Source organism: Georgenia sp. X1117 (assembly GCF_057784635.1).
This window is the reverse complement of sequence record NZ_CM173492.1, coordinates 2,706,830-2,732,932: the sequence shown is the minus strand read 5'-3', so window position 1 is coordinate 2,732,932 and position 26,103 is coordinate 2,706,830. Positions and strand designations below refer to the sequence as shown.

The following is a 26,103-nucleotide window of genomic DNA, read 5'->3' as shown; positions in this document are numbered from 1 at the left end:
TCCAAGGGTAGGCGAGCGGGACGGGTGTTGACTGGGACGGCCGGGACGCCGGCGCCCGGCGCCCAGGCGCGAGGGGCGCAGCGCGGCCCACGATCTGGAAGCATCGACCACGTCCCACCGTCCGCCGTGAGGAGCCCCGCGCATGACCCAGAGCCTGTACGTCGCCTCGATCGAAGGATTCACGGGCAAGTCGCTCGTCGCGCTCGGCGTGGTCGACCAGCTCGCCCGGCGCGCCTCGCGGGTCGGCGTCTTCCGGCCGCTCGTCGAGTCCCGGGAGGAGCGCGACGCGGTCCTCGAGCTGCTCCTCGAGCACGACGCCGTCGACCTGTCGTACGAGGACTGCCTCGGCGTGACCTACGACGAGTGGTACGCCGACGAGGACGCCGCGCTGGCGACCGTCGTCGAGCGGTACCGCGCCGTCGCCCGGCGCACGGACGTGGTCGTCGTCGTCGGCTCGGACTACACCGACGTCACCACCCCCACCGAGCTGGCCACGAACGCCCGGATCGCCGCCAACCTCGGCGCGCCCGTGCTGCTCGTGGTCCTCGGGCTGGGGCGCAGCATCGACGAGATCCGCCAGGTCATCGAGGTCGGACGCAACGAGATCTCCCAGGGCCACGCGAGCACCGTCGGCGTCGTCATCAACCGGTGCGAGACCGACCGGATCGAGCAGGTGCGTGCGGCCTTCGCCGACGGCGAGCTCGAGACCGGCGTCCTGCCCGAGCTGCCCGTGCTCTCGGCCCCCACTGTCGAGGAGGTGATGAACGCGCTCGGCGGCCGCCTCTACCTCGGCGAGCCCGACCTGCTCACGCGCGAGGCCGAGCACATCCTCGTCACCGGCATGAACGCCGAGCACGTCATCGAGCGGCTCAGGGAGGGCACGCTCGTCATCTCCCCCGCCGACCGGGTCGACGCCGTCCTGGCCGTCATCGCGTCCCACGCCGCCGAGGGCTTCCCCTCGCTGTCCGGCATGGTCCTCAACGGCGGCCACCTGCCCAGCGAGCAGCTGCGCCAGCTGATGTCCGGCCTGGTCGACCGCCTGCCGGTGATCACCACCGAGGACGACACCTTCGAGACCGTCCTCAAGGTCTCCGGCACCCGCGGGGTGATGTCGCGGCACACCCAGCGCAAGCGCGACCTCGCGCTCGGCGTGGTCGAGCAGAACCTCGACGCCGACAAGCTGCTCGGGCTCCTCGACCTGCCGGCCACCGAGGTCGTCACGCCCCTGATGTTCGAGGCCACGCTGCTGGACCGGGCCCGGGCCGACCGCCAGCACGTGGTGCTGCCGGAGGGCGACGACGACCGGATCCTGCGCGCCGCCTCGACCGTCCTGTCCCGTCAGGTCGCCGACCTCACCATCCTGGGCCGGGAGGCCGAGGTGCGGTCGCGCGCCGCCGAGCTCGGTCTGGACATCGACGCCGCCACCGTCATCGACCCCGCCACCTCCGCGCTCGTCGAGCCCTTCGCCGAGGAGTATGCCCGCCTGCGCGCCCACAAGGGCATGACGGTCGAGCGCGCCCGGGAGATCGTCACCGACGTGTCCTACTTCGGCACGCTCATGGTCCACCTCGGGCACGCCGGCGGCATGGTCTCCGGCGCGGCGCACACCACCGCGCACACCATCAAGCCGTCCTTCGAGATCATCAAGACCCAGCCCGGCGTCTCCATCGTCAGCTCGGTGTTCTTCATGTGCCTCGCCGACCGGGTGCTCGTCTACGGCGACTGCGCCGTCAACCCCGACCCGAGCGCCGACCAGCTCGCCGACATCGCCATCTCCTCGGCGCAGACCGCGGCCCAGTTCGGGGTCGACCCGCGCATCGCCATGCTGTCCTACTCCACGGGCGCCTCCGGCTCGGGCACCGAGGTCGAGAAGGTCCGCTCCGCCACGGAGGCCGTGCGCGAGCGGGCCGGTGAGCTCGTCGTCGAGGGACCGATCCAGTACGACGCCGCCGTCGACGCCTCCGTGGCCTCGAAGAAGCTCCCCGGCAGCGAGGTCGCCGGCCGGGCGACGGTGTTCATCTTCCCGGACCTCAACACGGGCAACAACACCTACAAGGCCGTCCAGCGCTCGGCCGGCGCGGTCGCCGTCGGGCCCGTGCTGCAGGGCCTGAACAAGCCGGTCAACGACCTCTCCCGCGGGGCGCTGGTCAGCGACATCGTCAACACCGTGGCCATCACGGCCGTCCAGGCCCAGGGACAGAAGGAGAACGCATGAGCGGCACCGTCCTCGTCGTCAACTCGGGGTCGTCCTCGATCAAGTACCAGCTGCTCGACCCGGACACCGGCGAGGTGGCCGCCGTCGGCCTGCTCGAGCGCATCGGCGAGCCCACCGCGCACCTGCGGCACACCGCCGGCGGCGAGCGCTCGGAGAGCGACCTCGCCGTCCCCGACCACACCGCCGGTCTGGCCGCCGTCCTCGACGCCTTCGCCGAGCACGGCCCCGCCCTGGCCGGGGCGGGCATCCGCGCCGTCGGGCACCGCGTCGTCCAGGGCGGCGAGCACTTCTCCGGTCCGGTCCTCCTCGACGAGGAGGCGGTCGAGCGGATCGACTCCCTCTCGCCGCTCGCCCCGCTGCACAACCCCGGCAACGTGGCGGGCATCCGGGTGGCCCGCGAGCTGCTGCCGGACGTGCCGCACGTGGCGGTGTTCGACACCGCCTTCTTCGCCGACCTGCCCGAGGCCGCGGCGACCTACGCGCTGGAGAAGGAGACCGCCCGGCGCTACGCGGTGCGGCGCTACGGCGCGCACGGCACCTCCCACCAGTTCGTCTCCGAGGCCGTCTCCGCGCTGCTCGGGCGCGAGGACCTGCGCCAGATCGTCCTGCACCTGGGCAACGGCGCCTCGGCCTCCGCGGTCCACGCCGGTCGGGCCGTGGACACCTCGATGGGGCTCACCCCGCTCGAGGGCCTGGTCATGGGCACCCGCACGGGCGACATCGACCCGGCCGCGGTCTTCCACCTGCGGCGGGTGGGCGGCCTCGACGTCGACCAGATCGACGACCTGTTCAACAAGCGCTCCGGCCTCAAGGGGATGACCGGCCACAACGACATGCGCGAGGTACGCCAGCTGGCCGAGGGGGGCGACGTCGACGCCCGCCTCGCGCTCGACGTCTACGACCACCGGCTGCGCAAGTACATCGGTTCCTACGCCGCGGTGATGGGCGGCCTGGACGCGCTGACCTTCACCGCCGGGGTGGGCGAGAACGACGCCGACATCCGCGCCGAGGTGCTGGCGCCGCTGGGCTTCCTCGGCATCGAGCTCGACGAGGCGGCCAACGCCGCACGCGGCGACGGCGCCCGGGTGATCTCCACACCGGGCTCGGCGGTCACCGTGCTCGTGGTGCCCACCAACGAGGAGCTGGCCATCGCGCGCCTGGCCGTCGCCACCAGCGGCGCCTGACGCCCCCCGCACACGTCGGGGGTGCGGCCGGTCCCGCCGACCGCACCCCCGACGAGGTCCTACCCGGGGCTCAGGCCTGGTTCGGGCCCGTCATCGTGCGCACGTCGAGGAGCTCGTCGAGCTGGGTCTCGGTGATCTCGCCGCGCTCGACGTAGCCGAGGTCGAGGACCGCCTCGCGGATCGTCAGGCCGGCCTTGACCGAGTGCTTGGCGATCGCCGCGGCGGCCTCGTAGCCGATGACCCGGTTGAGCGGGGTGACGATCGACGGCGAGGACTCGGCCAGGCGCAGGCAGCGCTCCTCGTCGGCCTCGAGCCCGTCGATGCACCGCTCGGCCAGCACGCGCGAGACGTTGCCGAGGATGGTCATCGACTCCAGCAGGTTCTGCGCCATGACCGGCAGCATGACGAGCAGGTCGAAGTTGCCCTGCGCGCCGGCGAAGGCGATGGCGGCGTCGTTGCCGATGACCTGGGCGGCCACCATGACCGCGGCCTCGGGCAGCACCGGGTTGACCTTGCCGGGCATGATCGAGGAGCCGGGCTGCAGGTCGGGCAGGCGCAGCTCGCCCAGACCGGTGCGCGGGCCCGAGCCGCCCCAGCGCAGGTCGTTGGCGATCTTGGTCAGGGAGACGGCCACGGTGCGCAGCGCGCCGGAGGTCTCCACCGCGGCGTCGAGGGCCGCCTGGGCCTCGAAGTGGTTCGGCGCCTCGGTCAGCGGCAGCCCCGTGTTCTCTGCGATGAGCGCGATCACGCGCGGCGCGAAGCCCTGCGGGGTGTTGATCCCGGTCCCGACGGCGGTGCCCCCCAGCGGGAGCTCGGCCAGCCGCGGCAGGGTCGCCTCGACGCGGGCGATGCCGTTGCGGATCTGCTGGGCGTAGCCGGAGAACTCCTGGCCGAGCGTGATCGGCGTGGCGTCCATCAGGTGCGTGCGGCCCGACTTGACGACGTCGGAGAACTCGGCGGCCTTGCGCTCGAGGGACTCCGCGAGCACGGTCAGCTGGGGCACCAGCTCGGTGACGAGCACCTGCGTGGCGGCGATGTGGATCGCCGAGGGGAAGGTGTCGTTGGAGGACTGCGAGGCGTTGACGTGGTCGTTCGGGTGCACCGCCAGGCCCGAGTCCCGCGAGGCGATCGTCGCGACGACCTCGTTGGTGTTCATGTTCGAGCTGGTGCCCGAGCCGGTCTGGAAGACGTCGATGGGAAACTCGCCGTCGTGCTCGCCGGCGACGACCTGCTCCGCGGCAGCGACGATCGCGTCGGCGACCGGGGCCTCGAGCACACCGAGCTCCTTGTTCGCGATCGCCGCGGCACGCTTGATCTGGCCGATCGCGTGGATGTGGTGCGGGGTCAGGGTCTTGCCCGAGATCGGGAAGTTCTCCACGGCCCGCTGGGTCTGGGCCGCGTAGAGCGCCTGTGCGGGGACCCGCACCTCCCCCATCGTGTCGTGCTCGATCCGGTACTCAGTCACGTCGTCGTCCACCTTCCGCTGCGCTGCCTCGGGCGCGACGCCGCGCCCCGTCCGTGCACAGTCTTCCACCTGCGCGGGCGCCCCGGTCCGCGACCGGCGGCCCGGAGGGCCACCGTGCCGCGACGACGGCCACGCGGCCACGCGGCCACGCGGCTACGCGGCTACGCGGCTACGCGGCTACGCGGCTACGGCGCGTGGTACGGGGAGACGACGACCTCGACGCGCTGGAACTCCTTGACGTCGGAGTAGCCGGTGGTGGCCATCGCCCGACGCAGCGCGCCCATGAGGTTGACCGTCCCGTCGGCGCGGTCCGAGGGTCCGTGCAGGATCTCCTCGAGCGTGCCGGCGGTGCCCACCTGCACGCGCTCACCGCGCGGGAGCTGGGGGTGGTGGGCCTCCGGGCCCCAGTGCCAGCCGCGGCCCGGCGCCTCCTCGGCCCGGGCGAGCGCCGCGCCGAGCATGACGGCGTCGGCCCCGCAGGCCACGGCCTTGACGAGGTTGCCCGAGTGCCCCACCCCGCCGTCGGCGACGACGTGCACGTACCGGCCCCCGGACTCGTCGAGGTAGTCGCGGCGCGCGGCGGCGACGTCGGCGATCGCCGAGGCCATGGGGACGTGGATGCCGAGGGACTGGCGCGTCGTCGAGGCCGCTCCCCCGCCGAAGCCGACGAGCACGCCGGCGGCACCGGTGCGCATGAGGTGCAGCGCCGCGGTGTAGGTGGCCGCGCCGCCGACGAGGACCGGGACGTCGAGCTCGTAGATGAAACGCTTGAGGTTGAGCGGCTCGGCGGCCGAGGAGACGTGCTCGGCCGAGACGGTGGTGCCGCGGATGACGAACAGGTCCACCCCGGCGCTGACGACGGTCCGCCAGTGCTCCTGGGTGCGCTGCGGCGACAGCGAGCCGGCCACGGTCACCCCGCCCGCACGGATCTCCTGCAGGCGCGAGGTGATGAGCTCGGCGCGGATCGGCTCGGCGTAGATCTCCTTCATCCGGGCGATCGCGGCCTCGCCCTCGAGGGCGGCGATCTCCTCGTACAGCGGCGCCGGGTCCTCGTATCGGGTCCACAGCCCCTCGAGGTCGAGCACGCCGATCCCGCCCAGGCGCCCCAGCGCGATCGCCGTCGACGGCGACATGACGGAGTCCATGGGGGCGGCCAGCACGGGGATGTCGACCTGGTAGGCGTCGATCTGCCAGGTGATCGACACGTCCTCCGGGTCGCGGGTCCGGCGGGAGGGGACGACCGCGACGTCGTCGAAGGAGTAAGTGCGGCGCCCGCGCTTGCCGCGTCCGATCTCGATCTCGATGCTCACATGTGGAGGCTACCCGCACGATGTCGGCGACCTCTGCGACAGTGGCCCCGACCCGAGGAGGACCCATGGGATGGACGCAGGACGTGTGGCTCGGCTTCGACACCGAGACCACCGGCATCGACGTCGCCGGCGACCGGATCGTCACCGCCGCGCTGGTCGTGCGCGAGGCGGACGGCTCCACCGGGAGCTCGCGCACCTGGCTCATCGACCCCGGCGTCGAGATCCCCGAGGCGGCGACGGCGGTGCACGGGATCACCACCGCCCACGCCCGCGAGCACGGCGCCGCGCCCGCCCAGGCCCTCGACGAGGTCGCGCAGGTCATCGCCGGGGCGCTCGGCTCGGGCGCCGTGCTCGTCGTCTTCAACGCGGCCTACGACCTGAGCATCCTGCGCGCCGAGCTCACCCGGCACGGCCTGGCCACGCTCGAGGAGCGGCTCGGGCGCGAGGTCTCCCCGGTCGTCGACCCGCTGGTCGTCGACCGCAAGGTCGACCGCTTCCGCAAGGGCAAGAAGACGCTCGAGGCGATGGGCGAGGCCTACGGCGTGGCCGCCAACGCCTCGGCCCACACGGCCGACGGCGACGTCGCGCACACCCTCGCCGTCCTCGAGGCGCTCACCGCGCGGCACCCGCAGGTCACGCAGATGCCTGCGGCCGACCTGCACGCCGCGCAGGCGCTCTGGCACGCCGCGTGGGCGGAGGACTTCGAGGGGTTCCTGCGGCGCAAGGGCCGAGCGGACGCCCACGTCTCGCGCGCCTGGCCCGTCGAGACCGCCTGACCGGCGGGCGTCGTGACCGCCCGGGGCGCCCTGGAGATCGACGCCGAGCGGGCGCTCGCCTGGCGCCTGGCCCGCCACAGCCTCGCGCCCGCGGTGGCCACGGACGCCGTCGAGATTCTCTCGCGGGTGGTGGCGCTGCGCGGCTGGCCGGCGGCCGCCGCCCGCACCGCAGTCGACGTCCGCACGGGGCCCGATGAGGTCCGCACGGGACCAGAAGGGGTGCGCACCGGGCCGGAGGGAGACCGCCCGGCGACGCCGGACCTGGACCGCCGGCTGGCCGCCGGTCACCTCGTGCGGGCCTACGCGTTCCGCGGGGGCTCGTGGATCCTCACGCCCGAGGACGCGGCCACGCTGCTCACCGTGCGCACGACGACCCGCGTGTGGGAGTCGGCCCGCTACCAGCGCCAGGGCGGGTTCGCGATCGACGACTGGGCTCCGCTGCGGGACGCTGTGCGGGAGCGGCTCGCGGACGGTCCCGCCGCGCGCCCGGCGATCGCCGAGCACCTCGCCGGCCACCCCGCCCTCGCGCACCTCGCCGACGCCGCCGCTTCGGGCGCGGGGGCCGACGCCCTGTACAAGCCGCTGCACTGGTGGGGCGACATCTGCTTCGGGCCGGAGGTCGACGGCCGGGCGACGTTCGCGCTGTGGCCCACGCCCGCCACCACCGGGGACGCGCGGGCGTCCGCCCCCCGCCGGGACGCGTCGGGCACCTGGCCGGCGGACCCTTGGCCGACCGACCCCATGCGCGCCACGCCGGAGGAGATCGACGCCGCCGGGCGCGCCGCCGTCCGCCGCTACCTCTCGGCCTACGCACCCGCGACGAGCGCGAACCTCGAGTACTGGCTGGCCGAGGGCCTGTCCGCACCGCGGCGGCGCGTGGCGTCCTGGTTGGCCGACCTTGAGGGGACGGTCACGGTGGACGTGGGCGGCGTCGAGGCGCACGTCCTCGAGCGCGACCTCGACGCGATGCGTGCGGCACGGCCCGACGCGACGGAGCTCGTCCTCCCGCCCCACGACCCGTGGGTGATGGGTCCGGGCACCGCGGACGAGCGCGTGGTCCCCGCTCACCTGCGTGCGCACGCGAGCCGCGGGGCGGCGCTGCGTGTCCGCGGCGGCGTCGTCGTCGGGCCCGCCGCCCCGTGATCCCCGGGCCGAGGGGCCCGGCCGGCCGCCACGGGACCTCCCGGGCCCCCGCGAGCGCCGCGAGCGCCGCGAGCGCCTGTGCTACCGGGCGGAGTAGTTCGGCGCCTCGGCGATCATCCGCACGTCATGCGGGTGGGACTCCTTGAGCCCGGCCGGGGTGATGCGGACGAACTTCCCGCGCTCCTTGAGCTCGGCGGTGGTGCGGGCGCCGACGTAGAACATCGACTGGTGCAGGCCGCCGACGAGCTGGTGGGCGACCGCGGAGAGGTGGCCGCGGTAGGGCACCTGCCCCTCGATGCCCTCGGGCACGATCTTGTCGTCGGTGTCGACGTCGGCCTGGAAGTAGCGGTCCTTGGAGTAGGAGATGCGCCCGCGCGAGGCCATCGCACCGAGCGAGCCCATGCCGCGGTAGTGCTTGTACTGCTTGCCGTTGACGAAGACCAGCTCGCCGGGCGACTCCTCACAGCCGGCCAGCAGGGAGCCGAGCATGACCGTGTCGGCTCCGGCGACCAGGGCCTTGGCGATGTCGCCCGAGTGCTGCAGGCCGCCGTCGCCGATGACCGGGACCCCGGCGGGGCGGCAGGCCTGGGCGGCCATGTGGATGGCGGTGACCTGGGGGACGCCGACGCCGGCGACCACCCGGGTGGTGCAGATCGAGCCCGGCCCGACGCCGACCTTGACGGCGTCGACGCCCGCGTCCACGAGCGCCTGGGCGCCCTCGCGGGTGGCGACGTTGCCGCCGATGATCTGGACGTGGCTGAAGGCCGGGTCGGCCTTGAGCTTCTTGACCATCTCCAGCAGGAGGCGGGCCTCGCCGTTGGCGGTGTCGGCGACGAGCACGTCGACGCCGGCCTCGGCCAGGGCCGTGGCCCGCTCCCAGGCGTCGCCCCAGTAGCCGATGGCCGCGCCGACCCGGAGGCGGCCGTCGGCGTCCTTCGTGGCATCCGGGTACTTCTCGGTCTTGACGAAGTCCTTGACGGTGATGAGGCCGCGCAGGCGCCCGCCGTCGTCGACCAGGGGGAGCTTCTCGATCTTGTGCCGGGCCAGCAGCGCGGCGGCGTCGGCGTTGGAGATCCCCACGGGGCCGGTGACGAGCGGCATCGGCGTCATGGCGGAGCGGACGGTGCGCTCGGCCATCGCCTCTGCGGGGACGAATCGCAGGTCCCGGTTGGTGATGATGCCGAGCAGGACCTGGTCCTCGTCGACCACCGGCAGGCCGGAGATGCGGTACTGCGCGCACAGCGCGTCCAGGTCGGCCAGCGTGGCCTCGGGGCCGATCGTCACGGGATCGGTGATCATGCCCGACTCGGAGCGCTTGACGACCGCGACCTGCTGCGCCTGGTCCGCGATGGACAGGTTCCGGTGGAGGATGCCCATGCCGCCCTGGCGCGCCATCGCGATCGCCATGCGCGCCTCGGTGACGGTGTCCATCGCGGCGCTGACCAGCGGGACCGCGAGCTCGATCTCGCGCGTGAGGCGGGAGGTCGTGGTCACCTCGGACGGGATGACGTCGGTGGCCCCCGGCAGGAGCAGGACGTCGTCGTAGGTGAGTCCGACGAGGGCGAACGGGTCGTGTGCGGGGGCGTCTGTCACCCCTTCATGCTAGGTCCGCGCCGTCCAGCAGTGCAGTGACCGCCGACACCGCCTCCGGCACACCGGCGGCCAGCACCGCCCGCTCGGGGACGTGCCGCGGCAGGCCGGGCCCGACGAGCACGACGGCGGGGCCACCGGTGACGTCGCGTCCCGCGATCGCCCGCGCGCTCGCCGCGCGGCCGAACCCGACGAGGACCTCGGTGCGCGCGCCGGACCCGGTGACGTCCTGCAGCGCGCCCTTGGGTACCCGCTTGCGCCCGACGCGTCGCAGCCGGGTGGCCACGCCGTGCTCCCCCATCGCGCCGGCGAGGACGTGGGCGGCGAGGACGTGCCTGGGCACGGTGTGGATGACCACCCGCACGTGCTCGTCGGTGACCTGGGCGACGACGGTGGTGCGCACGACCTCGAGCGCGCTGCCGGTGAGGACGGTGATGCCGTCGCCGCCGGGCGGCTGCGGCTCGGCCCCCACGGCCAGGAGGTCGCACGCCGGGGACAGCAGGCGCTGCCAGGTGCCGGTCCAGCCGTGCGCGTCGACGTGCCGGGCGATCGCCATCCGGACGTCGGCGCGGTCGCCCACGGAGGCGGCCGCCGCGAGCGAGCGCACGTCCAGGCTCGTGGCGCTCACGCCCACGGGCACGACCTCGCCGAAACCCGAGCCGGGTCGGGTGACCGCCCGGGCGGCGTCGGCCGGGCTCACCCCCGACTGCGTCAGCGCCCGCATGCGCTCAAGGCGCACGACGTCGGCGGGCCCGTAGCGGCGTCGTTCGCCGGGCCGGTGGTCGCTCGCCCCGAGCCCGTAGCGCCGGTCCCAGCTGCGCAGCGTCGACGGCGAGACCCCGAGCCGCTCCGCGAGCGCCCCCACGGTCAGCGGCGCCTCGGCGGGCGCGTCGAAGAGGTCCTCGCGCGGGGCGTGGTGCGCGTCCTCGCGCGGGGCCGGGTGGGGTTCGTCCCGGGCGGTGGCGTCGTCGACCCCCGCCTGCACCTCGGCCGCGCCCGGCAGCGCCTCGCCCGCGGGGCGCACCTCCTGGTCGCCCTCGACGTGGGCGCCGTCGAGGGACTCCACCGCCTCGGCCATCTCGGCGGTCCTCGCGCGTGCGGTCATACCCCATCCTTTGTCCGGTTCGTCCGGTGAGCAACGTCTGGCGCCGCGACCTGTGCAGACACGGCAGATGCGCAACCCCGTAGACCTTGACACATCGCCCGTCCCGTGTCCCCGCACACCTGCTTGCGCAACTTTCGCACAATACGTAATCTGACCGTCAGGGCGGTACGGGGGCGGCGCCTGGCCGACCCCCCACCTCCGCCCGCACACGAGGAGGACCCATGGTCGATCTGTCCCGACTGCCCGGACCGCTGCTCGACGTCTGGAGCTGGCAGGTGCACGGGGCGTGCCGGGACGTCGACCCCGAGCAGTTCTTCCACCCCGAGGGCGAGCGCGGCGGCGTCCGGCGTCGTCGCGACGACGCGGCCAAGGCGATCTGCGCGCAGTGCCCCGTCCTGCAGTCCTGCCGCGAGCACGCCCTGGCCGTGCGCGAGCCCTACGGGGTGTGGGGCGGGCTGAGCGAGGACGAGCGCTCGACGATCTACCGCTCCGAGACGCGGCGCAGGACGCCGCGGGCGGGGTGAGGACCCCGGCGTCGAGCGCGGGGTGAGCCTCGACGCCGGTCCCGGCGGGCGGGCCGTCGGCCCGACCCCGCCCGGAGACGGATCGACCCCCGCTGCCGGGGGCAGCGGGGGTCGATCGCGTCAGGCGGAGGTGCGACTCAGCGCTCGACGACGGCGAGCAGGTCGCGCGCGGCGAGGACGAGGTACTCCTCGCCGGAGTACTTGACCTCGGTGCCGCCGTACTTCGAGTACAGGACGACGTCGCCGACCGCGACGTCCATCGGCACGCGGTTGCCGTTGTCGTCGACACGGCCCGGGCCGACCGCGACGACGGTGCCCTCCTGGGGCTTCTCCTTGGCGGTGTCCGGGATGACGAGACCGGACGCGGTGGTCTGCTCGGCCTCGAGGGTCTGGACGACCACGCGGTCCTCGAGCGGCTTGATGGAGACCGACACTGCGGACCTCCCCTTCCTACGTATGGGATGGAACTGGGACTGTCGTCCTCCTCGGTCCGTCCGCCGTCGCGGGGGTCGGCCGTCCGGTGAGGGCGTCGAGGACCAGCCTAGAGCGAGAGTTAGCACTCACGCAATCAGAGTGCCAGATCCTGGGCAGCGTCCCCTCCCCGGCCGGAGCGTGGTCGGGGCTCGGCGGGAGTGTGCCGGGTGTTCGTCAGGCGTGCGGCGGGGGAAGTGCTGCGACGATGGCCCGATGGAGCCCGCCACCGCACGCCTGCTCGCCTCCGCCGAGGGCCGGGCCATGCTGGCCGCCCTGCCGCCCTACTCGCCGGCCGAGGCACCGCGGATGAACGAGCGCCTGCGCGCGCACGGGATGGACGCCGACCTCGCCGCCGCGGCCCTGACCCAGCTCGCCCTGCGCGCCGAGGCGGCCGAGAAGCTCGGGCCCGTGGCCGAGCTGCTGCTGCTCACCCGCACCGGCCTCGAGCAGGCCACCCGCACGGTCGTCGCCGCCCACCACGCGGGCCGCTTCCGGGCCGCGGACGCGCGCCTGGTCGCCGACCTCGGCTGCGGGCTCGGCCTGGACGCGCTGGCGGTCGCGGGGCTGGGCACACCGGTCGTGGGCGTCGAGCGCGACGAGGTGACCGCGATCTTCGCCGGCGCCAACATCGGCCCCTTCGAGGACGCCCGCGTCGTCCACGGCGACGCGCTCGAGCTCGACCTCGCGGCGGCCGGCGCGGACGCGGTGTGGGCCGACCCCGCTCGGCGCGACACCGCGGGCCGACGCCTTGCCGACCCCAGCCGCTGGGGGCCGCCGCTCGCGGAGGTCCTCACCCGGGCCCGCTCCGTGCGCGCCGCCGGCATCAAGGTCGCCCCGGGCATCGACCTCGACGCGATCCCCGACGACGCCCACGCCCAGTGGGTCTCCGTCGACCGGGAGGTCGTCGAGGCCGCCCTGTGGCTCGGCGACGCCGCCCCCGAGGGCCCCGGCCGCTCGGCGCTGGTCGTGGCCGGCGAGCGCGCGCACCTGCTCGCCGCCGATGAGCCCACCGCGCCGTCCGCGCCGCACGAGGCGGCGCCGGCCGCCCCCCTGGGCGCCTACCTGCACGAGCCCGACGGCGCCGTCATCCGCGCGGGCCTGGTGGCCGAGCTCGGCCGCCGCCTGGGGGCGGGCGTGGTCTCCGAACGCATCGCCTACCTCACCTCCGACGCGCCCGCGGCCTCGCCGTTCGCCCGTTCCTACCGGATCCTCGACGAACTCGACGCCGGTGTGCGAGGGCTCTCCCGCGAGCTCGCCCGGCGCGAGATCGGCACCCTCACCCTCAAGCAGCGCGGCTCCGGCGTGCAGGTCGACCAGGTCCGACGCCGGCTCCGGCTCTCCGGGCCCCGCAGCGCCACCGTGGTGCTCACCCGGGCCGGCGGGCGGCACGTCGCGCTGCTCGTCGAGCCGGTCGACGACGGCACGACGGGGGCCGACAAAGGCACGGCGGGGACCGACGACGGCTGACCGCGCCTCGGGCCCGGCGACGGCGCCGCGCGGCCGTCCCTCGGCCGACTGTCCGCCCGGGCCCGCCACGCATCGAGAAGCCCCGCGTGCGCGCCGCCCCGACCGCGACCCCGCGGGGCACAATGACGCCGTGCCGCTCGACTTCGCCGCCTCCGAGCGCTCGACCCTGGGGGTCGAGTGGGAGCTCCAGGTGCTCGACGCGGCCACCGGGGCACTGCGGCCCGACGGCGAGCGCCTCATCGAGGACCTGCGCTCCCCCGGCGGCGCCCCGCACCCGCGCCTGACCCACGAGCTGCTCACCAACACGGTCGAGATCGTCACCGGGGTGCACCGCACCGTCGCCTCGGCGGTCGGCGAGGTCGCCGCCGTCCTCGACGAGCTGACCGTGGCCGCCGAGCGCCGCGGGCTGGTGCTCGCCGGCGGCGGCACGCACCCGGTCGCCGACCCGCAGGCCCAGGAGACCGCCCCGGGCTACGAGCGCCTGCTCGAGCGCACCGGGTGGTGGGGTCGGGAGATGCTCATCTTCGGCCTGCACGTGCACACCGGGATCGAGCGACGGGAGCACGCCATCCCCGTGCTGCACGCCCTGCTCGGCCAGGTCGGCCCCCTGCTGGGCCTGTCGGCCGCCTCTCCGGCGTGGCGCGCGACCGACACCGGGTACGCGTCCAACCGGACGATGATGTTCCAGCAGCTGCCCACCGCCGGGCTGCCGGACCACATGACCTCCTGGGCGGACTACGAGGAGGTGGCCGGCTCGCTGACCGCCGCCGGCGCGGTGGCGCGGCTGACCGAGCTCCGCTGGGACGTGCGCCCCACCCGGTTCGGCACCGTGGAGTCGCGGATCGCCGACTCCCCGCCGACGCTGACCGAGCTCTCCGCGCTCGTCGCGCTGACCGCGTGCCTGGTCGACGACGCGCGGCAGCGCCTCGAGGACGGGGGCACCCCGCGCACGCTGCCCCGCTGGCTCGTGGCGGAGAACAAGTGGCGGGCCGCCCGGTTCGGCCTGGACTGCGACCTGGTCACGGACGCCCATGGCGGCTCCGCACCCGCGCGGCAGGTCGTGCGCGACCTGCTGGGCGAGCTGGCCCCGGCGGCGCGGCGGCTGGGCTGCACCGCCGAGCTCGACCTGGTCGGGCGGATCCTCGACGTCGGGGCCTCGTACGAGCGCCAGCGCGCGCACGCGGCCCGCGAGGGGTGGCAGGCGGTGCCGCTGCACCTGGCCGGCGAGCTGCCCGGACGGCCGAGCGCCTGACCGGATCGACCCGGCGGGACCGGTCGGACGGCCGGTCGGCCAGAAGGCGCAGACGGCCGGACGGTCGGACGGCCGACCGGCTCAGACGGTGACCATGGTCGTCGGCATCGCCGAGTCCACGCCGATGGTCAGGTCCGAGGGGGCCAGTCCGGCCTCGACGACGGCCGAGCCCAGCGCGGCGATCATCGCCCCGTTGTCCGTGCAGTAGCGGATCGGCGGGATCCGCACGTCGACGCCCGCCTCGCCGCCGCGCTCGGCGAGCAGCTCGCGCAGCCGGGAGTTGGCGGAGAAGCCGCCCCCCACCACGAGCGTGCCGGCGCCGCGGTCCGCGCAGGCGCGCAGCGCCTTGGTGACCAGCACGTCGGCGACCGCCTCGGAGAAGCCGGCCGCGACGTCGGCGGCGGGGACGGCCTCGCCGCTGGCCTCGCGCGCCTCGAGGTCACGGGCGACCGCGGTCTTCAGCCCGGAGAAGGAGAAGTTGTAGGCGTGCCGCTCGCGGTCCTTCGCGGCGGTCAGCCCGCGCGGGAAGCGGATGGCCTCGCGGTCACCGGTCGCGGCGAGCCGGTCGACGTGGGGGCCGCCCGGGTAGGGCAGGCCGAGCAGCCGGCCGACCTTGTCGAAGGCCTCGCCCGCGGCGTCGTCGAGGGTCTCGCCCAGCAGGGTGACGTCGGTGATGCCCGTCCCGACCGCCAGCAGGGTGGTGTGCCCGCCGGAGACCACGAGCGCCACCGAGTCCGGCGGGACGGGTCCGTGCACGAGCGCGTCGACGGCGGCGTGGCCGATGACGTGGTTGACGCCGTAGAGCGGGCGGCCCACGGACAGGGCGAGCGCCTTGGCGGCGGCCACCCCCACCGTGAGGGAGCCGACGAGCCCGGGACCGGCGGTCACCGCGATCGCGTCGACCTCGTCGAGGTCGACCTCGGCCTGCGCCAGGGCGGCCTCGAGGGTGGGCCCGAAGGCCTCGAGGTGGGCGCGCGAGGCGATCTCCGGGATGATCCCGCCGAACCGGGAGTGCTCGTCCATCGACGAGGCGGTGACGTCGGCGACGAGCTCGGTGCCGCGCACGAGCGCGACCCCGGTCTCGTCGCAGGAGGTCTCGATGCCGAGGACGAGCGGTGCGGTCACCGGGGAATCGTACGCGCGTGCCCGGCCGGCACCCTGCGGCGCCGCCCGCACCCGGCAGTCCGCACCCGGCCGGCCGGGTCCGGGCGGGCACGCATGCCCACCCGGTCGAGCCCGGTCAGTCGATCTCGGGGACCAGGCGCACCGCACCCTTGTCGGCGGACTGGGCGAAGGCGGCGTAGGCGCGCAGCGCGGGGGTGACCTTCCGGGGGCGCTTCTCCTTCGGCCGGTACCCGCCGCCGGCCTCGATGGCGGCGCGGCGCCGCTCGAGCTCCTCGTCGGGGACCTCGAGACGCAGGCTGCGGCGGGGGATGTCGATCGACACGGTGTCCCCCTCCTCCACCAGCGCGATGACCCCGCCGGCGGCGGCCTCGGGCGAGACGTGCCCGATCGACAGCCCGGAGGTGCCGCCGGAGAAGCGGCCGTCGGTGACGAGCGCGCACGCCTTGCCCAGCCCGCGCCCCTTGAGGAAGGAGGTGGGGTAGAGCATCTCCTGCATGCCCGGACCGCCCTTGGGTCCCTCGTAGCGGATGACGACGACGTCGCCCTCCGTGACCTCCTTGGCGAGAATCCGCCGGACGGCCTCCTCCTGCGACTCGCAGACGACGGCCGGCCCGGAGAAGGTCCAGATCGACTCGTCCACGCCGGCGGTCTTGACGACCGCGCCGTCGGGGGCGACGTTGCCGCGCAGCACACCGAGCCCGCCGTCCTTGGAGTAGGCGTGGGCGAAGGAGCGGATGCAGCCGTGGGTGTCGTCCAGGTCGAGGCTGTCCCAGGTCTCGGACTGGGAGAAGGCGGTCGAGGAGCGGCGCCCGCCGGGGGCCGCGTGCCACAGGTCGATGGCCTCCTGCGAGGCGCGCCCGCCGCGCACGTCCCACTCGTCGAGCCAGGCGCCGAGCGTGCGGGCGTGCACGGTGTGCACCTCCTCGTCGAGCAGGCCGCCGCGGCGCAGCTCGCCCAGGAGGGCGGGGATGCCGCCGGCCCGGTGGACGTCCTCCATGTAGTAGGTGCGCCCGTCGGCCACGTTGGGGGCGACCTTGGCCAGGCAGGGCACGCGCCGGGAGATCTCGTCGATCTCGTCCAGGCCGAAGTCGACGCCGGCCTCGGCTGCCGCGGCCAGCAGGTGCAGGATCGTGTTCGTCGAGCCGCCCATGGCGATGTCGAGGGCCATGGCGTTGCCGAAGGCGGCGGGCGTGGCGATGCTCAGCGGGAGCACCGTGGCGTCGTCGTCCTCGTAGTGACGCCGGGTGATGTCCACGACGAGCTCGCCGGCCTTCTCGTACAGGGCGCGGCGCGCGGTGTGGGTGGCCAGGACCGAGCCGTTGCCCGGCAGGGACAGGCCGATCGCCTCGGTCAGGCAGTTCATCGAGTTCGCGGTGAACATCCCCGAGCACGAGCCGCAGGTGGGGCAGGCGGCCTCCTCGATGCGGGCGATGTCGGCGTCAGAGACCTCGTCGTTGACGGCCTCGGAGATGGCGTCGACCAGGTCGAGGCTGCGCACGGTGCCGTCGACCAGGGTGGCGCGGCCGGACTCCATCGGGCCGCCGGAGACGAAAACGGTGGGGATGTTGAGCCGCAGCGCCGCCAGCAGCATCCCGGGCGTGATCTTGTCGCAGTTGGAGATGCACACCAGGGCGTCGGCGCAGTGCGCGTTGACCATGTACTCCACGGAGTCGGCGATGAGGTCGCGCGAGGGCAGGGAGTAGAGCATGCCGTCGTGGCCCATGGCGATGCCGTCGTCCACCGCGATCGTGTTGAATTCCCGGGGGATGCCGCCGGCGGCCTCGACCGCCTCGGAGACGATGCGGCCGACCGGGGCGAGGTGGGTGTGGCCGGGCACGAACTCGGTGAAGGAGTTGGCGACGGCGATCACCGGCTTCCTGCCGATGGCGGCCCCGTCCACGCCGGAGGCGCGCATGAGGGCGCGGGCCCCGGCCATGTTGCGGCCATGGGTGACGGTGCGGGAACGGTAGTCGGGCATGCCCCATGGTCGCCCGCCCGCCCCCGGAACGCGGCCACGCCAGCCGGTGGGGTCGGTACTGGTACCGGCAGTACCATCTGGGGGTGATCCGGCCGCGCACCCCCAGACGCGAGGAGCTCGGCGCCTTCCTGCGCGCCCGGCGTCTCGCCTCGAGCCGCGCCACGCTCGGCCTGCCGCCGGCCGGGCGCCGGGTGACGCACGGCCTGAGCCGCGAGGAGGTCGCCGCCCTGGCCGGGGTCTCGGGCAGCTGGTACACGTGGCTCGAGCAGGGCCGGGACACCAACGTCTCGAGGCAGGTGCTGCTCGCCGTCGCGCGGGTGCTGACCCTGACCGAGGACGAGACCTCCTACGTGCTCGCCCTGGCCGAGCGCGAGGACCCGGCCCCGCCGGCCGAGGAGCGCAGGCGCGTCCCCGCGCACCTCCAGCACCTCGTCGACGCGCTGGACTTCCCCGCGTTCGTCGTGCGGGCGGACTGGGCGATCCTCGGGTGGAACGCGGCCTACGCCGCGCTCTACCCCCGCATCGCGGACGTGCCCGAGGCGGACCGCAACCTGTTGTGGCTCGTCTATACCGACCCCGGGCTGCGCGGGATGCTCCCCGACTGGGAGCGCGACAGCCGCCGCTTCCTCGCCGAGTTCCGGGCCGAGGCCGGGCCGAGGCTGTCGGGGCCGGGCCACCGGGCCGTCGTCGACCGCCTCGCCGCGGCGAGCGCGGAGTTCCGCGCCCACGCCGCCGAGCTCGAGGTCTCCCGCTTCGAGTCCCGCCTGCGCACCTTCCACCACCCGACCCTGGGCCCGGTCACCTACGAGCACCACCGCCTCGTCCCCTCGGACGCCACCGACCTGCACGTGGTGGTGTACGCCCCGCCCACCCCCTGAACCGGTCACCGGCGACGCGGTCCCGCGGACGACGACGGCGCCCCGCCCCCGGGTGGGGACGGGGCGCCGGGACGTCGGGTGGGCTCAGGCGCGGCCGGCGATCGTGGCCCGGCCGAGGTCGCTGTTGAGCTGGGAGATGACGTCGAGCGGGATCTCCTTGGGGCACACCGCGGCGCACTCGCCGATGTTGGTGCACCCGCCGAAGCCCTCGGCGTCGTGCTGGGCGAGCATGTCGACGACCCGCGCCTCCCGCTCGGGCTGGCCCTGCGGCAGCATCCCCAGGTGGGTGACCTTCGCGCCGAGGAAGAGCATCCCCGAGGCGTTGGGGCAGGCCGCCACGCAGGCGCCGCAGCCGATGCAGGCGGCGGCCTCGAAGGCGCGGTCGGCGTCGGTCTTGGGCACGGGGGCGGCGTGCGCGTCCGGGGCCGCACCGGTGTTGACCGAGACGTAGCCGCCGGCGGCGATGATCCGGTCGAAGGCGGAGCGGTCGACGACGAGGTCCTTGACCACGGGGAAGGCCTTGGCGCGCCACGGCTCGATGGTGATCGAGTCGCCGTCCTTGAACGAGCGCATGTGCAGCTGGCAGGTCGTGGTGACCTCCGGACCGTGCGCGACGCCGTCGATGACGATGCCGCAGGCCCCGCAGATGCCCTCGCGGCAGTCGTGGTCGAACGCGATCGGCTCCTCGCCGGCGGCGAAGAGCTGCTCGTTGAGCACGTCGAGCATCTCGAGGAAGGACATGTGCTCAGCGACGTCGTCGAGCCGGTAGGAGTGCATCGACCCGCCGGAGTCGGGGCCGGCCTGACGCCAGGCGTTGATGGTGATCTTCACTTGTAGCTCCGCTGCTTCATCTCGACGTACTCGTACCTCAGGTCCTCCTTGTGGAGCACCGGGACCCCGTCCGCCCCGTGCTCCCAGGCCGCGACGTAGGCGAACTCGTCGTCGTGACGCAGCGCCTCGCCCTCCTCGGTCTGCGACTCGGCGCGGAAGTGACCGCCGCACGACTCCCTGCGGTGCAGGGCGTCGATGCACATGAGCTCGCCGAGCTCGAAGAAGTCGGCCACCCGGCCGGCCTTCTCGAGGGACTGGTTGAGCTCCTCGTTCTTCCCCGTGACCTTGACCTCGCGCCAGAACTCCTCGCGCAGCGCCCGGATCTTGTCGATCGCGGTGCGCAGGCCCTCCTCGGTGCGCTCCATGCCGCAGTACTCCCACATGATGGTGCCGAGCTCCTTGTGGAAGGAGTCCACCGACCGGGTCCCGGCGTTGCCGAGGAAGTGGTTGACGCGCTCGCGCACCTGGTCGGCGGCCGCCACCACGTCGGGGTGGTCGGCGGGCACCGGGGAGCCGTGGTTCTCGGCCAGGTAGTCGTTGATCGTGTTCGGCAGCACGAAGTAGCCGTCGGCCAGGCCCTGCATGAGCGCCGAGGCACCGAGGCGGTTGGCGCCGTGGTCGGAGAAGTTCGCCTCGCCGGTGACGAACAGGCCCGGGATCGAGGACTGCAGGTCGTAGTCCACCCACAGCCCGCCCATCGTGTAGTGCACGGCCGGGTAGATGCGCATCGGCACCTCGTAGGGGTTCTCCCCCGTGATGCGCTCGTACATGTCGAACAGGTTGCCGTACTTGGCCTCGACCGCCGCGCGCCCCATCCGGCCGATCGCCTCGGCGAAGTCGAGGTAGACGCCGCGGCGCACACCCTCGACCTCGGGGCCGACCCCGCGGCCGTCGTCGCACATGTTCTTCGCCTGGCGCGAGGCGATGTCCCGGGGCACGAGGTTGCCGAAGGAGGGGTAGATCCGCTCGAGGTAGTAGTCGCGGTCCTCCTCGGGGATCTGGCGCGGGTCCTTGGTGCAGTCCTCGGCCCGCTTCGGCACCCAGATGCGGCCGTCGTTGCGCAGCGACTCGCTCATGAGGGTGAGCTTGGACTGGTAGTCGCCGGCCTGGGGGATGCAGGTGGGGTGGATCTGCGTGTAGCAGGGGTTGCCGAAGTAGGCGCCCTTGCGGTGCGCGCGCCAGGTGGCGGTGACGTTGCAGCCCATGGCGTTGGTCGAGAGGAAGAAGACGTTGCCGTAGCCGCCCGAGGCGAGGACCACGGCGTCGGCCAGGTGGGTCTCGATCTCGCCGGTGACCATGTCGCGGGCGATGATTCCGCGGGCCCGGCCCTCGACGACGACGAGCTCGAGCATCTCGTGGCGGGCGTTCATCTGCACCGTGCCGGCGCCGATCTGCCGCTCGAGGGCCTGGTAGGCACCGATGAGCAGCTGCTGACCGGTCTGGCCGCGCGCGTAGAACGTGCGGGAGACCTGGACGCCGCCGAAGGAGCGGTTGTCCAGCAGGCCGCCGTACTCGCGGGCGAAGGGCACGCCCTGGGCCACGCACTGGTCGATGATCTCGGTGGAGACCTCGGCCAGGCGGTAGACGTTGGACTCGCGCGAGCGGAAGTCACCGCCCTTGACCGTGTCGTAGAAGAGGCGGTACACGGAGTCGCCGTCGTTCTTGTAGTTCTTCGCCGCGTTGATGCCGCCCTGGGCGGCGATCGAGTGCGCGCGCCGCGGGGAGTCCTGGTAGCAGAAGGCCTTGACCTGGTAGCCGGCCTCGCCGAGCGTGGCGGCCGCCGCACCGCCGGCCAGGCCGGTGCCGACGACGATGACGGAGATCTTGCGGCGGTTGGCCGGGTTGACGAGCTTGGCGCCGAACTTGCGCTGGGACCACTTCTCGGCGAGCGGGCCGGTGGGCGCCTTGGTGTCGGCGATCGGCTCGCCCTCGCGGTAGAGGTCGTTGATCAGTGCGGTCATGGACGTCTCACTCACTTCACGAGTCCGAGCAGGATGGCCGTCGGTGTCGCCATGAACCCGACCAGGAGCAGGATCGCCACGACGGCGGCGACGGCGTTGAACGCGGCCTCGCGCCGCTTCGTCGACAGGCCCAGGGTGGCCAGCGCGGACCACACGCCGTGGCGCACGTGCAGCGCGAGCAGGACGATCGGGACGAGGTAGACGACGTAGACCCACCAGTGCTCGGGCTGGAAGGCCGCGACCATGCGCTCGTAGGGGCTGTCGAAGGAACCCCCGACCTCGACGGTCATGGTGGTGAACTGCAGCAGGTGGAAGACGATGAAGGCGAGCAGGATGACGCCGCCCCACCGCATCGTCCGCGAGGCGTAGGACTGCCGCACGGACCGCTTCACCACGTACCGGGTGCCGCGCGCGGCGCGGGCGCGGCGCCACAGCGCGAAGGCGGCGCCGGCGTGGATGACCAGCGAGGCCAGCAGGACCACCCGCATGATCCACAGCAGACCCTGGTGCGGAAGGATCGGGTAGAAGGCCTCGCGCAGCCAGTGCGCATATCCGTCGAACGCCTCGGCGCCCTGGAACATCTTCAGGTTGCCGTACATGTGCGTGAGGACGAAGAGCACGAAGATGATGCCCGTCACCGCCATCGCGGCCTTGAGGGCGACCGTCGTCCGGCGAGCAGTTCGCGCCCTCGCTGGCGCTGCTGTGGTGGTCACCCGGCGATCCTAACCCCCGCGCGGAGCACCTTCTGCGCCTTGACCGACGCTGGGACGGATTGTCCCAGAATGCGTTCGAGAAGCGTCAAAGAATGGTCATGGCTCATTTTTGCCAGCATTGCCTGACGAAATGTGATCGATATTTTCCTCGCCCAGCTCGAGCCGCATGACGAGCGCGTCGCGCCCCGATCGCTGGTAGTACCGCCGGCGGGTCCCCACGCCCGTGAAGCCGGCCCGCTCGTAGAGGGTGCGGGCGCCGTCGTCGTCGGAGCGGACCTCGAGGAGCATGCTGCGCGCGCCCGCCCGGCGGGCGACGTCCACCAGCTCGGCGAGCATCGCCGTGGCCAGGCCGCGGCGGCGGTGCGCGGGGTCGACGCCGATCGTCATCACCTGGGTCTCGTCCCCCGCGGCGACGCCGGCCCAGCCCACGAGGCGGTCCTCGGCGTCGACGGTGGCCAGGTAGGTGCGCCCGGGGGTCTGCAGCTCCTGGTGGTAGGTGGCGGCCGACCAGTCGTCGGGGCCGAACAGGGCGGGCTCGAGCTCGGCGACCCGGTCGAGGTCGCCCGGGCGCAGCGGCCGGATCCCGTAGGTCATGCCCGCACCTGGGCGGGCACGGCGGCGTCGGGACGGCGCAGGTAGAGCGGCTCGGTGGGCTGCTCGGTCCCGGCGGCGCGGCGGGACAGGGCGAGCCGGGCCATCGCCAGGGCCGCCGCTGCCGTGGCTTCGGGTCGCTCCGGTGCCGATTCGGTGCCGGGCGCCTGCTCGCCGGTCACCTCGTCGGCCTTGTCCCCCACGACGACGTCGCCCGCCACCAGCGCGTCGCGCACCGCGGCGGGCGCGGCCACCGCGGGGCCGGCGAGGACCTCGACCTCGTTCTCGCCCGCAGCCCGGTACCGGCCGTGGTACACCTCCCGACGACGCGCGTCGGTGGCCACGACGACCACCGCACCGGTCGCCCGGTCGAGCGCGGCCCGGGCCAGGGCGTCCAGGGAGGGCACGCCGAGCACCTCGGCGCCCCAGCCGCGCGCCAGGGTGCGGGCGGTGACCAGCCCCACGCGCAGGCCGGTGAAGGGGCCAGGCCCGGTGCCCACGACCACGAGGTCGGGGCGGCCGTGGGCCGCGACGAGGGACTCGACGGCGGGGGCGAGCTCCTCGGCGTGCCGGCGGTCCGAGGCGCCCTCGTGGGCGCCGAGCAGGGCGGCGGCCGCGGGGTCGGCGCCCGGGGCGTCGGCGAGCGCCGCGACGGGGCGGGCGGAGGTGTCGATGAGGAGCAGGCGCACCGGACAAGGGTAGGGGCACCGCCGCCGGGGCCGGTGTCGGACCCCGGGCGGCGGTGCGGTGGTGGCCGGGGCGCCGCGGGCCGGCCGCGGGCCGGTCGGGGGCCCCGAGCGCGGCCGGCAGCAGGTCGGTCACGTTCGGTCAGCCGCGGTGGTCCCAGGTGCCGGAGCGGGCGTTGCGCAGCTCGGCGCGCACGCGGGCGCGCAGGCTGTCGGTGCTGGGGCGCTCCTCGGGCTCGTCCTCGTCGCCGCGCAGCCACACCACGAGCCCGGCGGTGACCAGCAGGCCGCCGACGACGACCGCGCCGACGACGACGACCCACACCACCGTCCGGCTGCCGCCGTCGGCCGCGGCGGCGGTCGGCTCGGGATCGAGCAGGAAGTCGAGGTAGTCCTCGACGTCGGCCGAACCGGCGAGCAGCACCTGGGCCTGGGCGTCGAGCGGGCCGATGCGGCGGTGGGCGTAGCGGTACCAGGCCGTGGTGCGCGGGTCGTGCACGACCCCGACCGTCTGCGGCAGCTCGCGCAGCGCCGGCCCGAGCCCGGGCACCTGGAGGACCTCGCCCTCGTAGCTGCCCGAGGAGGTGTCGAGGACGAGCACGCCGACGGCCTCGTCCTCGAGCAGGACCGGGGCGACGGCACGGCCCGTCGTGGTCACGACGGGGTCCTCGGCCGAGCCCGCCAGGAGCTCGGGCGACCAGGTCAGGACGGGCCTGGGGCTGCCCACGGTCACCTCGCCGCCACGGCTGCCGACCTGGTCGGACAGGACGGAGGGCGCCCCGGACCGGGCCACGGTCAGACCGTCGGACTCGAACCAGCGCAGGACGGCCGGCGGCAGGACGAGGAGGTCGGACAGGGTGGGGTCGGGCTCGTCGACCTCCTCGGACGCGGGACCCTCGGAGCCCGATCCGGTGGCGGACTCCTCCCCCGAGGCCGAGGCGGGACCGGCGGGCGGCAGCAGCCAGCCGACCAGCAGCCAGGCCGCGAGCAGCGCGGCCACCACGGCCGATGCGGCGCCGTCCCGACCCCTCCGGTGCGGGCCCTGCGCGGAGGGAGGGGACGCGGTCACGGGGCCACGACGCCGGAGAGGTCGACGCCCTCCCACCGCGGTCCGACGGCAGTGATCTCGATGCCGCGCGGCTCGTCGCCCGCCGGCTCCTCCCCCTCCTCGACACCCGCGCCACCGACGCCCGCGGCGAGCCCGGTGGGCCGGGTGAGCACGACCTCGAGGCGGCTGTCCGCGAGCGTCTCGACGGTGCCGCCGCCCCACTCCACGACCGTCACCGAGTCTTCGAGCGCGGTGTCGAGGTCGAGGGCGTCGAGCTCGTCCATCCCGCCCAGCCGGTAGGCGTCGACGTGCACGAGGTCCGGCCCGGCGCCGCGGGCGCGGTGCACGCGGGCGATGACGAAGGTCGGTGAGGCGATCGTGCCGGTGACGTCCAGCGCGGCGCCGAGCCCCTGGACGAAGGTCGTCTTGCCGGCGCCGAGCGGCCCGGTGAGGACGACGAGGTCGCCGGCCCGCAGGTGACCGGCCAGGGCGGCGGCGACCGCCCGGGTCTCGTCCGCCGTCGGGGCGTGCGCGCGCCAGCTGCGCGCGGTCGGCGCCACCGGGTCCGCGCCCGGCCCGGCGCCCTGCTCGTCGGGGCCGGTCACGCCGCACCCCCGTGGTGGACGCGGGGCACGCGGGCGCCCACGGAGGTGAGGATCTCGTAGGCGATGGTGCCGGCCGGGCGCGCCCAGTCCCAGGCGGAGGGTTCGCCGCGGGCCGGGTCGCCGAACAGGACGACCTCCTCGCCGGGCCGCTCGGTCGCGCCGGGTCCGAGGTCGACGACGATCTGGTCCATGCTCACGCGCCCCACCTGGGGGGCGCGTCGGCCGCCCACGGCCGGGGCGACGCTGTTCGAGGCGGCGCGCGGCACGCCGTCGGCGTAGCCGAGCGGGACGAGGCCGAGGACCGTGTCCCGCTCCGTGCGGGCCGTGTGCCCGTAGCCGATCGGGGTGCCGGCGCCGGCCGCGCGCGTGCGCACGAGCCGTCCCGCGACGGTCATGACCGGGCGCAGCCCGTACGCGGCGGCGGGGGCGACCTCCTCCTCGGGCGAGACGCCGTACAGGGCGATGCCGGGGCGGATCATGTCCAGGTGGGTCGCCGGGTGCAGCAGGACGCCCGAGGAGCCGGCCAGGTGCAGCGCGCCGGGGTCGATGCCTGCCGCGCGCATGCGGGCGACGAGGTCGAGGAACAGCTCGGTCTGCCGCTCGGTGGTGCCGGTGGCCGGCTCGTCGGCGCTGGCCAGGTGGGAGAAGGTCGAGGCGAGGCGCACCGCGCCCGAGGCGAGGGCCGGGCCCAGGCGGGCGAGGACCCCGTCGAGCTCGGTGGGGGCCAGCCCGTTGCGGGCCATCCCGGTGTCGAGCTTGAGGTGGACGGTCGCCGGTCGGTCGGCCGCGTCGACGGCGGCCAGCACCTCCTCGAGCATCCACGGCGCCCCGACGCCGATCTCGACGTCGGCCTCGATCGCCTGCTGCAGCGGGGCGCCGGGGGCGTAGAGCCAGCCCAGGACCCGCCCGTGGGGGCCGAGGCCGGCGCGCAGGTCGAGCGCCTCGGCGAGCTGGGCGACGCCGAGCAACGCCGCCCCGGCGGCCAGGGCGGTGCGGGCGACGGGCAGCAGGCCGTGGCCGTAGGCGTCGGCCTTGACGACGGCGAGCACGTCGGTGCCGCCGGCGATCTCGCGGAGGGTGGTGAGGTTGTGGGCGAAGGCGTCGAGGTCGACCCGCGCCGTGGCGGGCCACGCGGACGCCGCTCTGCCCTGCTCGTCGGTCACCGCGACAGTGTGCCAGGGG

At 74.5% G+C, this 26,103-nt stretch carries 23 protein-coding genes; 8 read left to right on the top strand and 15 right to left on the bottom strand.

The genetic code is table 11. The features are described 5' to 3' along the window. Positions 1-142 precede the first annotated feature (142 nt). Both pta and AC3D3D_RS12665 read left to right on the top strand, forming a co-directional pair. Positions 143-2,215 (top strand): phosphate acetyltransferase, encoded by a 2,073-nt coding sequence (gene pta, locus AC3D3D_RS12670; protein ID WP_463661632.1) that lies wholly within the window; start codon positions 143-145, stop codon positions 2,213-2,215. Beyond that, positions 2,212-3,399, top strand: coding sequence for an acetate/propionate family kinase (locus tag AC3D3D_RS12665; protein ID WP_463661633.1), 1,188 nt, complete (start codon positions 2,212-2,214; stop codon positions 3,397-3,399). The genes pta and AC3D3D_RS12665 overlap by 4 nt, the downstream gene beginning before the upstream one ends. Positions 3,400-3,469: 70 nt before the next feature. Here AC3D3D_RS12665 and AC3D3D_RS12660 read toward each other — a convergent pair whose 3' ends face one another. Then, the gene (locus AC3D3D_RS12660) at positions 3,470-4,834 is read right to left on the bottom strand and encodes a class II fumarate hydratase (protein ID WP_488512651.1); all 1,365 of its coding nucleotides are present in this window, start codon (positions 4,832-4,834) and stop codon (positions 3,470-3,472) included. 215 nt (positions 4,835-5,049) lie between these two features. Further along, entirely contained in the window at positions 5,050-6,174 is a 1,125-nt protein-coding gene (locus tag AC3D3D_RS12655; protein WP_463661635.1) for a GuaB3 family IMP dehydrogenase-related protein, read from the bottom strand. A gap of 65 nt (positions 6,175-6,239) precedes the next feature. Between AC3D3D_RS12655 and AC3D3D_RS12650 the strand changes: the two genes are divergently transcribed. Together AC3D3D_RS12650 and AC3D3D_RS12645 are read left to right on the top strand one after the other, a co-directional pair. After that, positions 6,240-6,950 (top strand): exonuclease domain-containing protein, encoded by a 711-nt coding sequence (locus AC3D3D_RS12650; RefSeq protein ID WP_463661636.1) that lies wholly within the window; start codon positions 6,240-6,242, stop codon positions 6,948-6,950. A gap of 12 nt (positions 6,951-6,962) precedes the next feature. Further along, the gene (locus AC3D3D_RS12645; RefSeq protein ID WP_463661637.1) at positions 6,963-8,093 is read left to right on the top strand and encodes a DNA glycosylase AlkZ-like family protein; all 1,131 of its coding nucleotides are present in this window, start codon (positions 6,963-6,965) and stop codon (positions 8,091-8,093) included. Between the two features lie 81 nt (positions 8,094-8,174). Here AC3D3D_RS12645 and guaB read toward each other — a convergent pair whose 3' ends face one another. Both guaB and AC3D3D_RS12635 read right to left on the bottom strand, forming a co-directional pair. After that, entirely contained in the window at positions 8,175-9,686 is a 1,512-nt protein-coding gene (guaB, locus tag AC3D3D_RS12640) for an IMP dehydrogenase (RefSeq protein ID WP_463661638.1), read from the bottom strand. Between the two features lie 4 nt (positions 9,687-9,690). Then, the gene (locus AC3D3D_RS12635) at positions 9,691-10,788 is read right to left on the bottom strand and encodes a MerR family transcriptional regulator (RefSeq protein ID WP_463661639.1); all 1,098 of its coding nucleotides are present in this window, start codon (positions 10,786-10,788) and stop codon (positions 9,691-9,693) included. Between the two features lie 221 nt (positions 10,789-11,009). Between AC3D3D_RS12635 and AC3D3D_RS12630 the strand changes: the two genes are divergently transcribed. After that, complete coding sequence (locus AC3D3D_RS12630) at positions 11,010-11,312, top strand: WhiB family transcriptional regulator (RefSeq protein ID WP_463661640.1); 303 nt, start codon at positions 11,010-11,012, stop codon at positions 11,310-11,312. Between the two features lie 137 nt (positions 11,313-11,449). Here AC3D3D_RS12630 and groES read toward each other — a convergent pair whose 3' ends face one another. Continuing rightward, on the bottom strand, positions 11,450-11,746 hold the full coding sequence (groES, locus tag AC3D3D_RS12625; protein WP_463661641.1) for a co-chaperone GroES: 297 nt from the start codon (positions 11,744-11,746) through the stop codon (positions 11,450-11,452). 253 nt (positions 11,747-11,999) lie between these two features. On the opposite strand from groES, the gene AC3D3D_RS12620 reads away from it, so the two are divergent. After that, positions 12,000-13,253 carry a THUMP-like domain-containing protein gene (locus tag AC3D3D_RS12620; RefSeq protein WP_463661642.1) on the top strand — a complete coding sequence of 418 codons (1,254 nt, stop codon included), beginning with the start codon at positions 12,000-12,002 and terminating at the stop codon, positions 13,251-13,253. A gap of 130 nt (positions 13,254-13,383) precedes the next feature. Beyond that, positions 13,384-14,505, top strand: a complete 1,122-nt coding sequence (locus AC3D3D_RS12615; protein ID WP_463661643.1) for a glutamate--cysteine ligase 2 — start codon at positions 13,384-13,386, stop codon at positions 14,503-14,505. Between the two features lie 81 nt (positions 14,506-14,586). Here AC3D3D_RS12615 and tsaD read toward each other — a convergent pair whose 3' ends face one another. Both tsaD and ilvD read right to left on the bottom strand, forming a co-directional pair. After that, a complete protein-coding gene (gene tsaD / locus AC3D3D_RS12610) occupies positions 14,587-15,630 on the bottom strand; it encodes a tRNA (adenosine(37)-N6)-threonylcarbamoyltransferase complex transferase subunit TsaD (RefSeq protein ID WP_463661644.1) in 1,044 nt (347 codons plus the stop codon). A 115-nt stretch (positions 15,631-15,745) separates the two neighbouring features. Continuing rightward, entirely contained in the window at positions 15,746-17,608 is a 1,863-nt protein-coding gene (gene ilvD, locus AC3D3D_RS12605; RefSeq protein WP_463661645.1) for a dihydroxy-acid dehydratase, read from the bottom strand. 86 nt (positions 17,609-17,694) lie between these two features. Here ilvD and AC3D3D_RS12600 point away from each other — a divergent pair, with 86 nt between their 5' ends. Beyond that, positions 17,695-18,486, top strand: coding sequence for a helix-turn-helix domain-containing protein (locus tag AC3D3D_RS12600; protein WP_463661861.1), 792 nt, complete (start codon positions 17,695-17,697; stop codon positions 18,484-18,486). Between the two features lie 84 nt (positions 18,487-18,570). Here the strand turns inward: AC3D3D_RS12600 and AC3D3D_RS12595 are convergent, their stop codons facing one another. The 8 genes from AC3D3D_RS12595 to alr form a co-directional block, all read right to left on the bottom strand. Then, complete coding sequence (locus tag AC3D3D_RS12595) at positions 18,571-19,263, bottom strand: succinate dehydrogenase/fumarate reductase iron-sulfur subunit (RefSeq protein ID WP_488512650.1); 693 nt, start codon at positions 19,261-19,263, stop codon at positions 18,571-18,573. 50 nt (positions 19,264-19,313) lie between these two features. Next, positions 19,314-21,278: a fumarate reductase/succinate dehydrogenase flavoprotein subunit gene (locus AC3D3D_RS12590; RefSeq protein WP_463661647.1), complete on the bottom strand. Its 1,965-nt coding sequence runs from the start codon at positions 21,276-21,278 to the stop codon at positions 19,314-19,316. An 11-nt stretch (positions 21,279-21,289) separates the two neighbouring features. Further along, positions 21,290-21,922 (bottom strand): succinate dehydrogenase cytochrome b subunit, encoded by a 633-nt coding sequence (locus AC3D3D_RS12585; protein ID WP_488512648.1) that lies wholly within the window; start codon positions 21,920-21,922, stop codon positions 21,290-21,292. A 165-nt stretch (positions 21,923-22,087) separates the two neighbouring features. Then, positions 22,088-22,585: a ribosomal protein S18-alanine N-acetyltransferase gene (gene rimI / locus AC3D3D_RS12580; protein ID WP_463661649.1), complete on the bottom strand. Its 498-nt coding sequence runs from the start codon at positions 22,583-22,585 to the stop codon at positions 22,088-22,090. After that, the gene (gene tsaB, locus AC3D3D_RS12575; protein ID WP_463661650.1) at positions 22,582-23,271 is read right to left on the bottom strand and encodes a tRNA (adenosine(37)-N6)-threonylcarbamoyltransferase complex dimerization subunit type 1 TsaB; all 690 of its coding nucleotides are present in this window, start codon (positions 23,269-23,271) and stop codon (positions 22,582-22,584) included. Before tsaB ends, rimI begins: the two co-directional genes overlap by 4 nt. A gap of 139 nt (positions 23,272-23,410) precedes the next feature. After that, positions 23,411-24,337 carry a hypothetical protein gene (locus tag AC3D3D_RS12570; protein WP_463661651.1) on the bottom strand — a complete coding sequence of 309 codons (927 nt, stop codon included), beginning with the start codon at positions 24,335-24,337 and terminating at the stop codon, positions 23,411-23,413. Then, the gene (gene tsaE / locus AC3D3D_RS12565) at positions 24,334-24,921 is read right to left on the bottom strand and encodes a tRNA (adenosine(37)-N6)-threonylcarbamoyltransferase complex ATPase subunit type 1 TsaE (RefSeq protein WP_463661652.1); all 588 of its coding nucleotides are present in this window, start codon (positions 24,919-24,921) and stop codon (positions 24,334-24,336) included. Before tsaE ends, AC3D3D_RS12570 begins: the two co-directional genes overlap by 4 nt. Next, entirely contained in the window at positions 24,918-26,084 is a 1,167-nt protein-coding gene (gene alr / locus AC3D3D_RS12560) for an alanine racemase (protein WP_463661653.1), read from the bottom strand. Before alr ends, tsaE begins: the two co-directional genes overlap by 4 nt. Positions 26,085-26,103 lie beyond the last annotated feature (19 nt).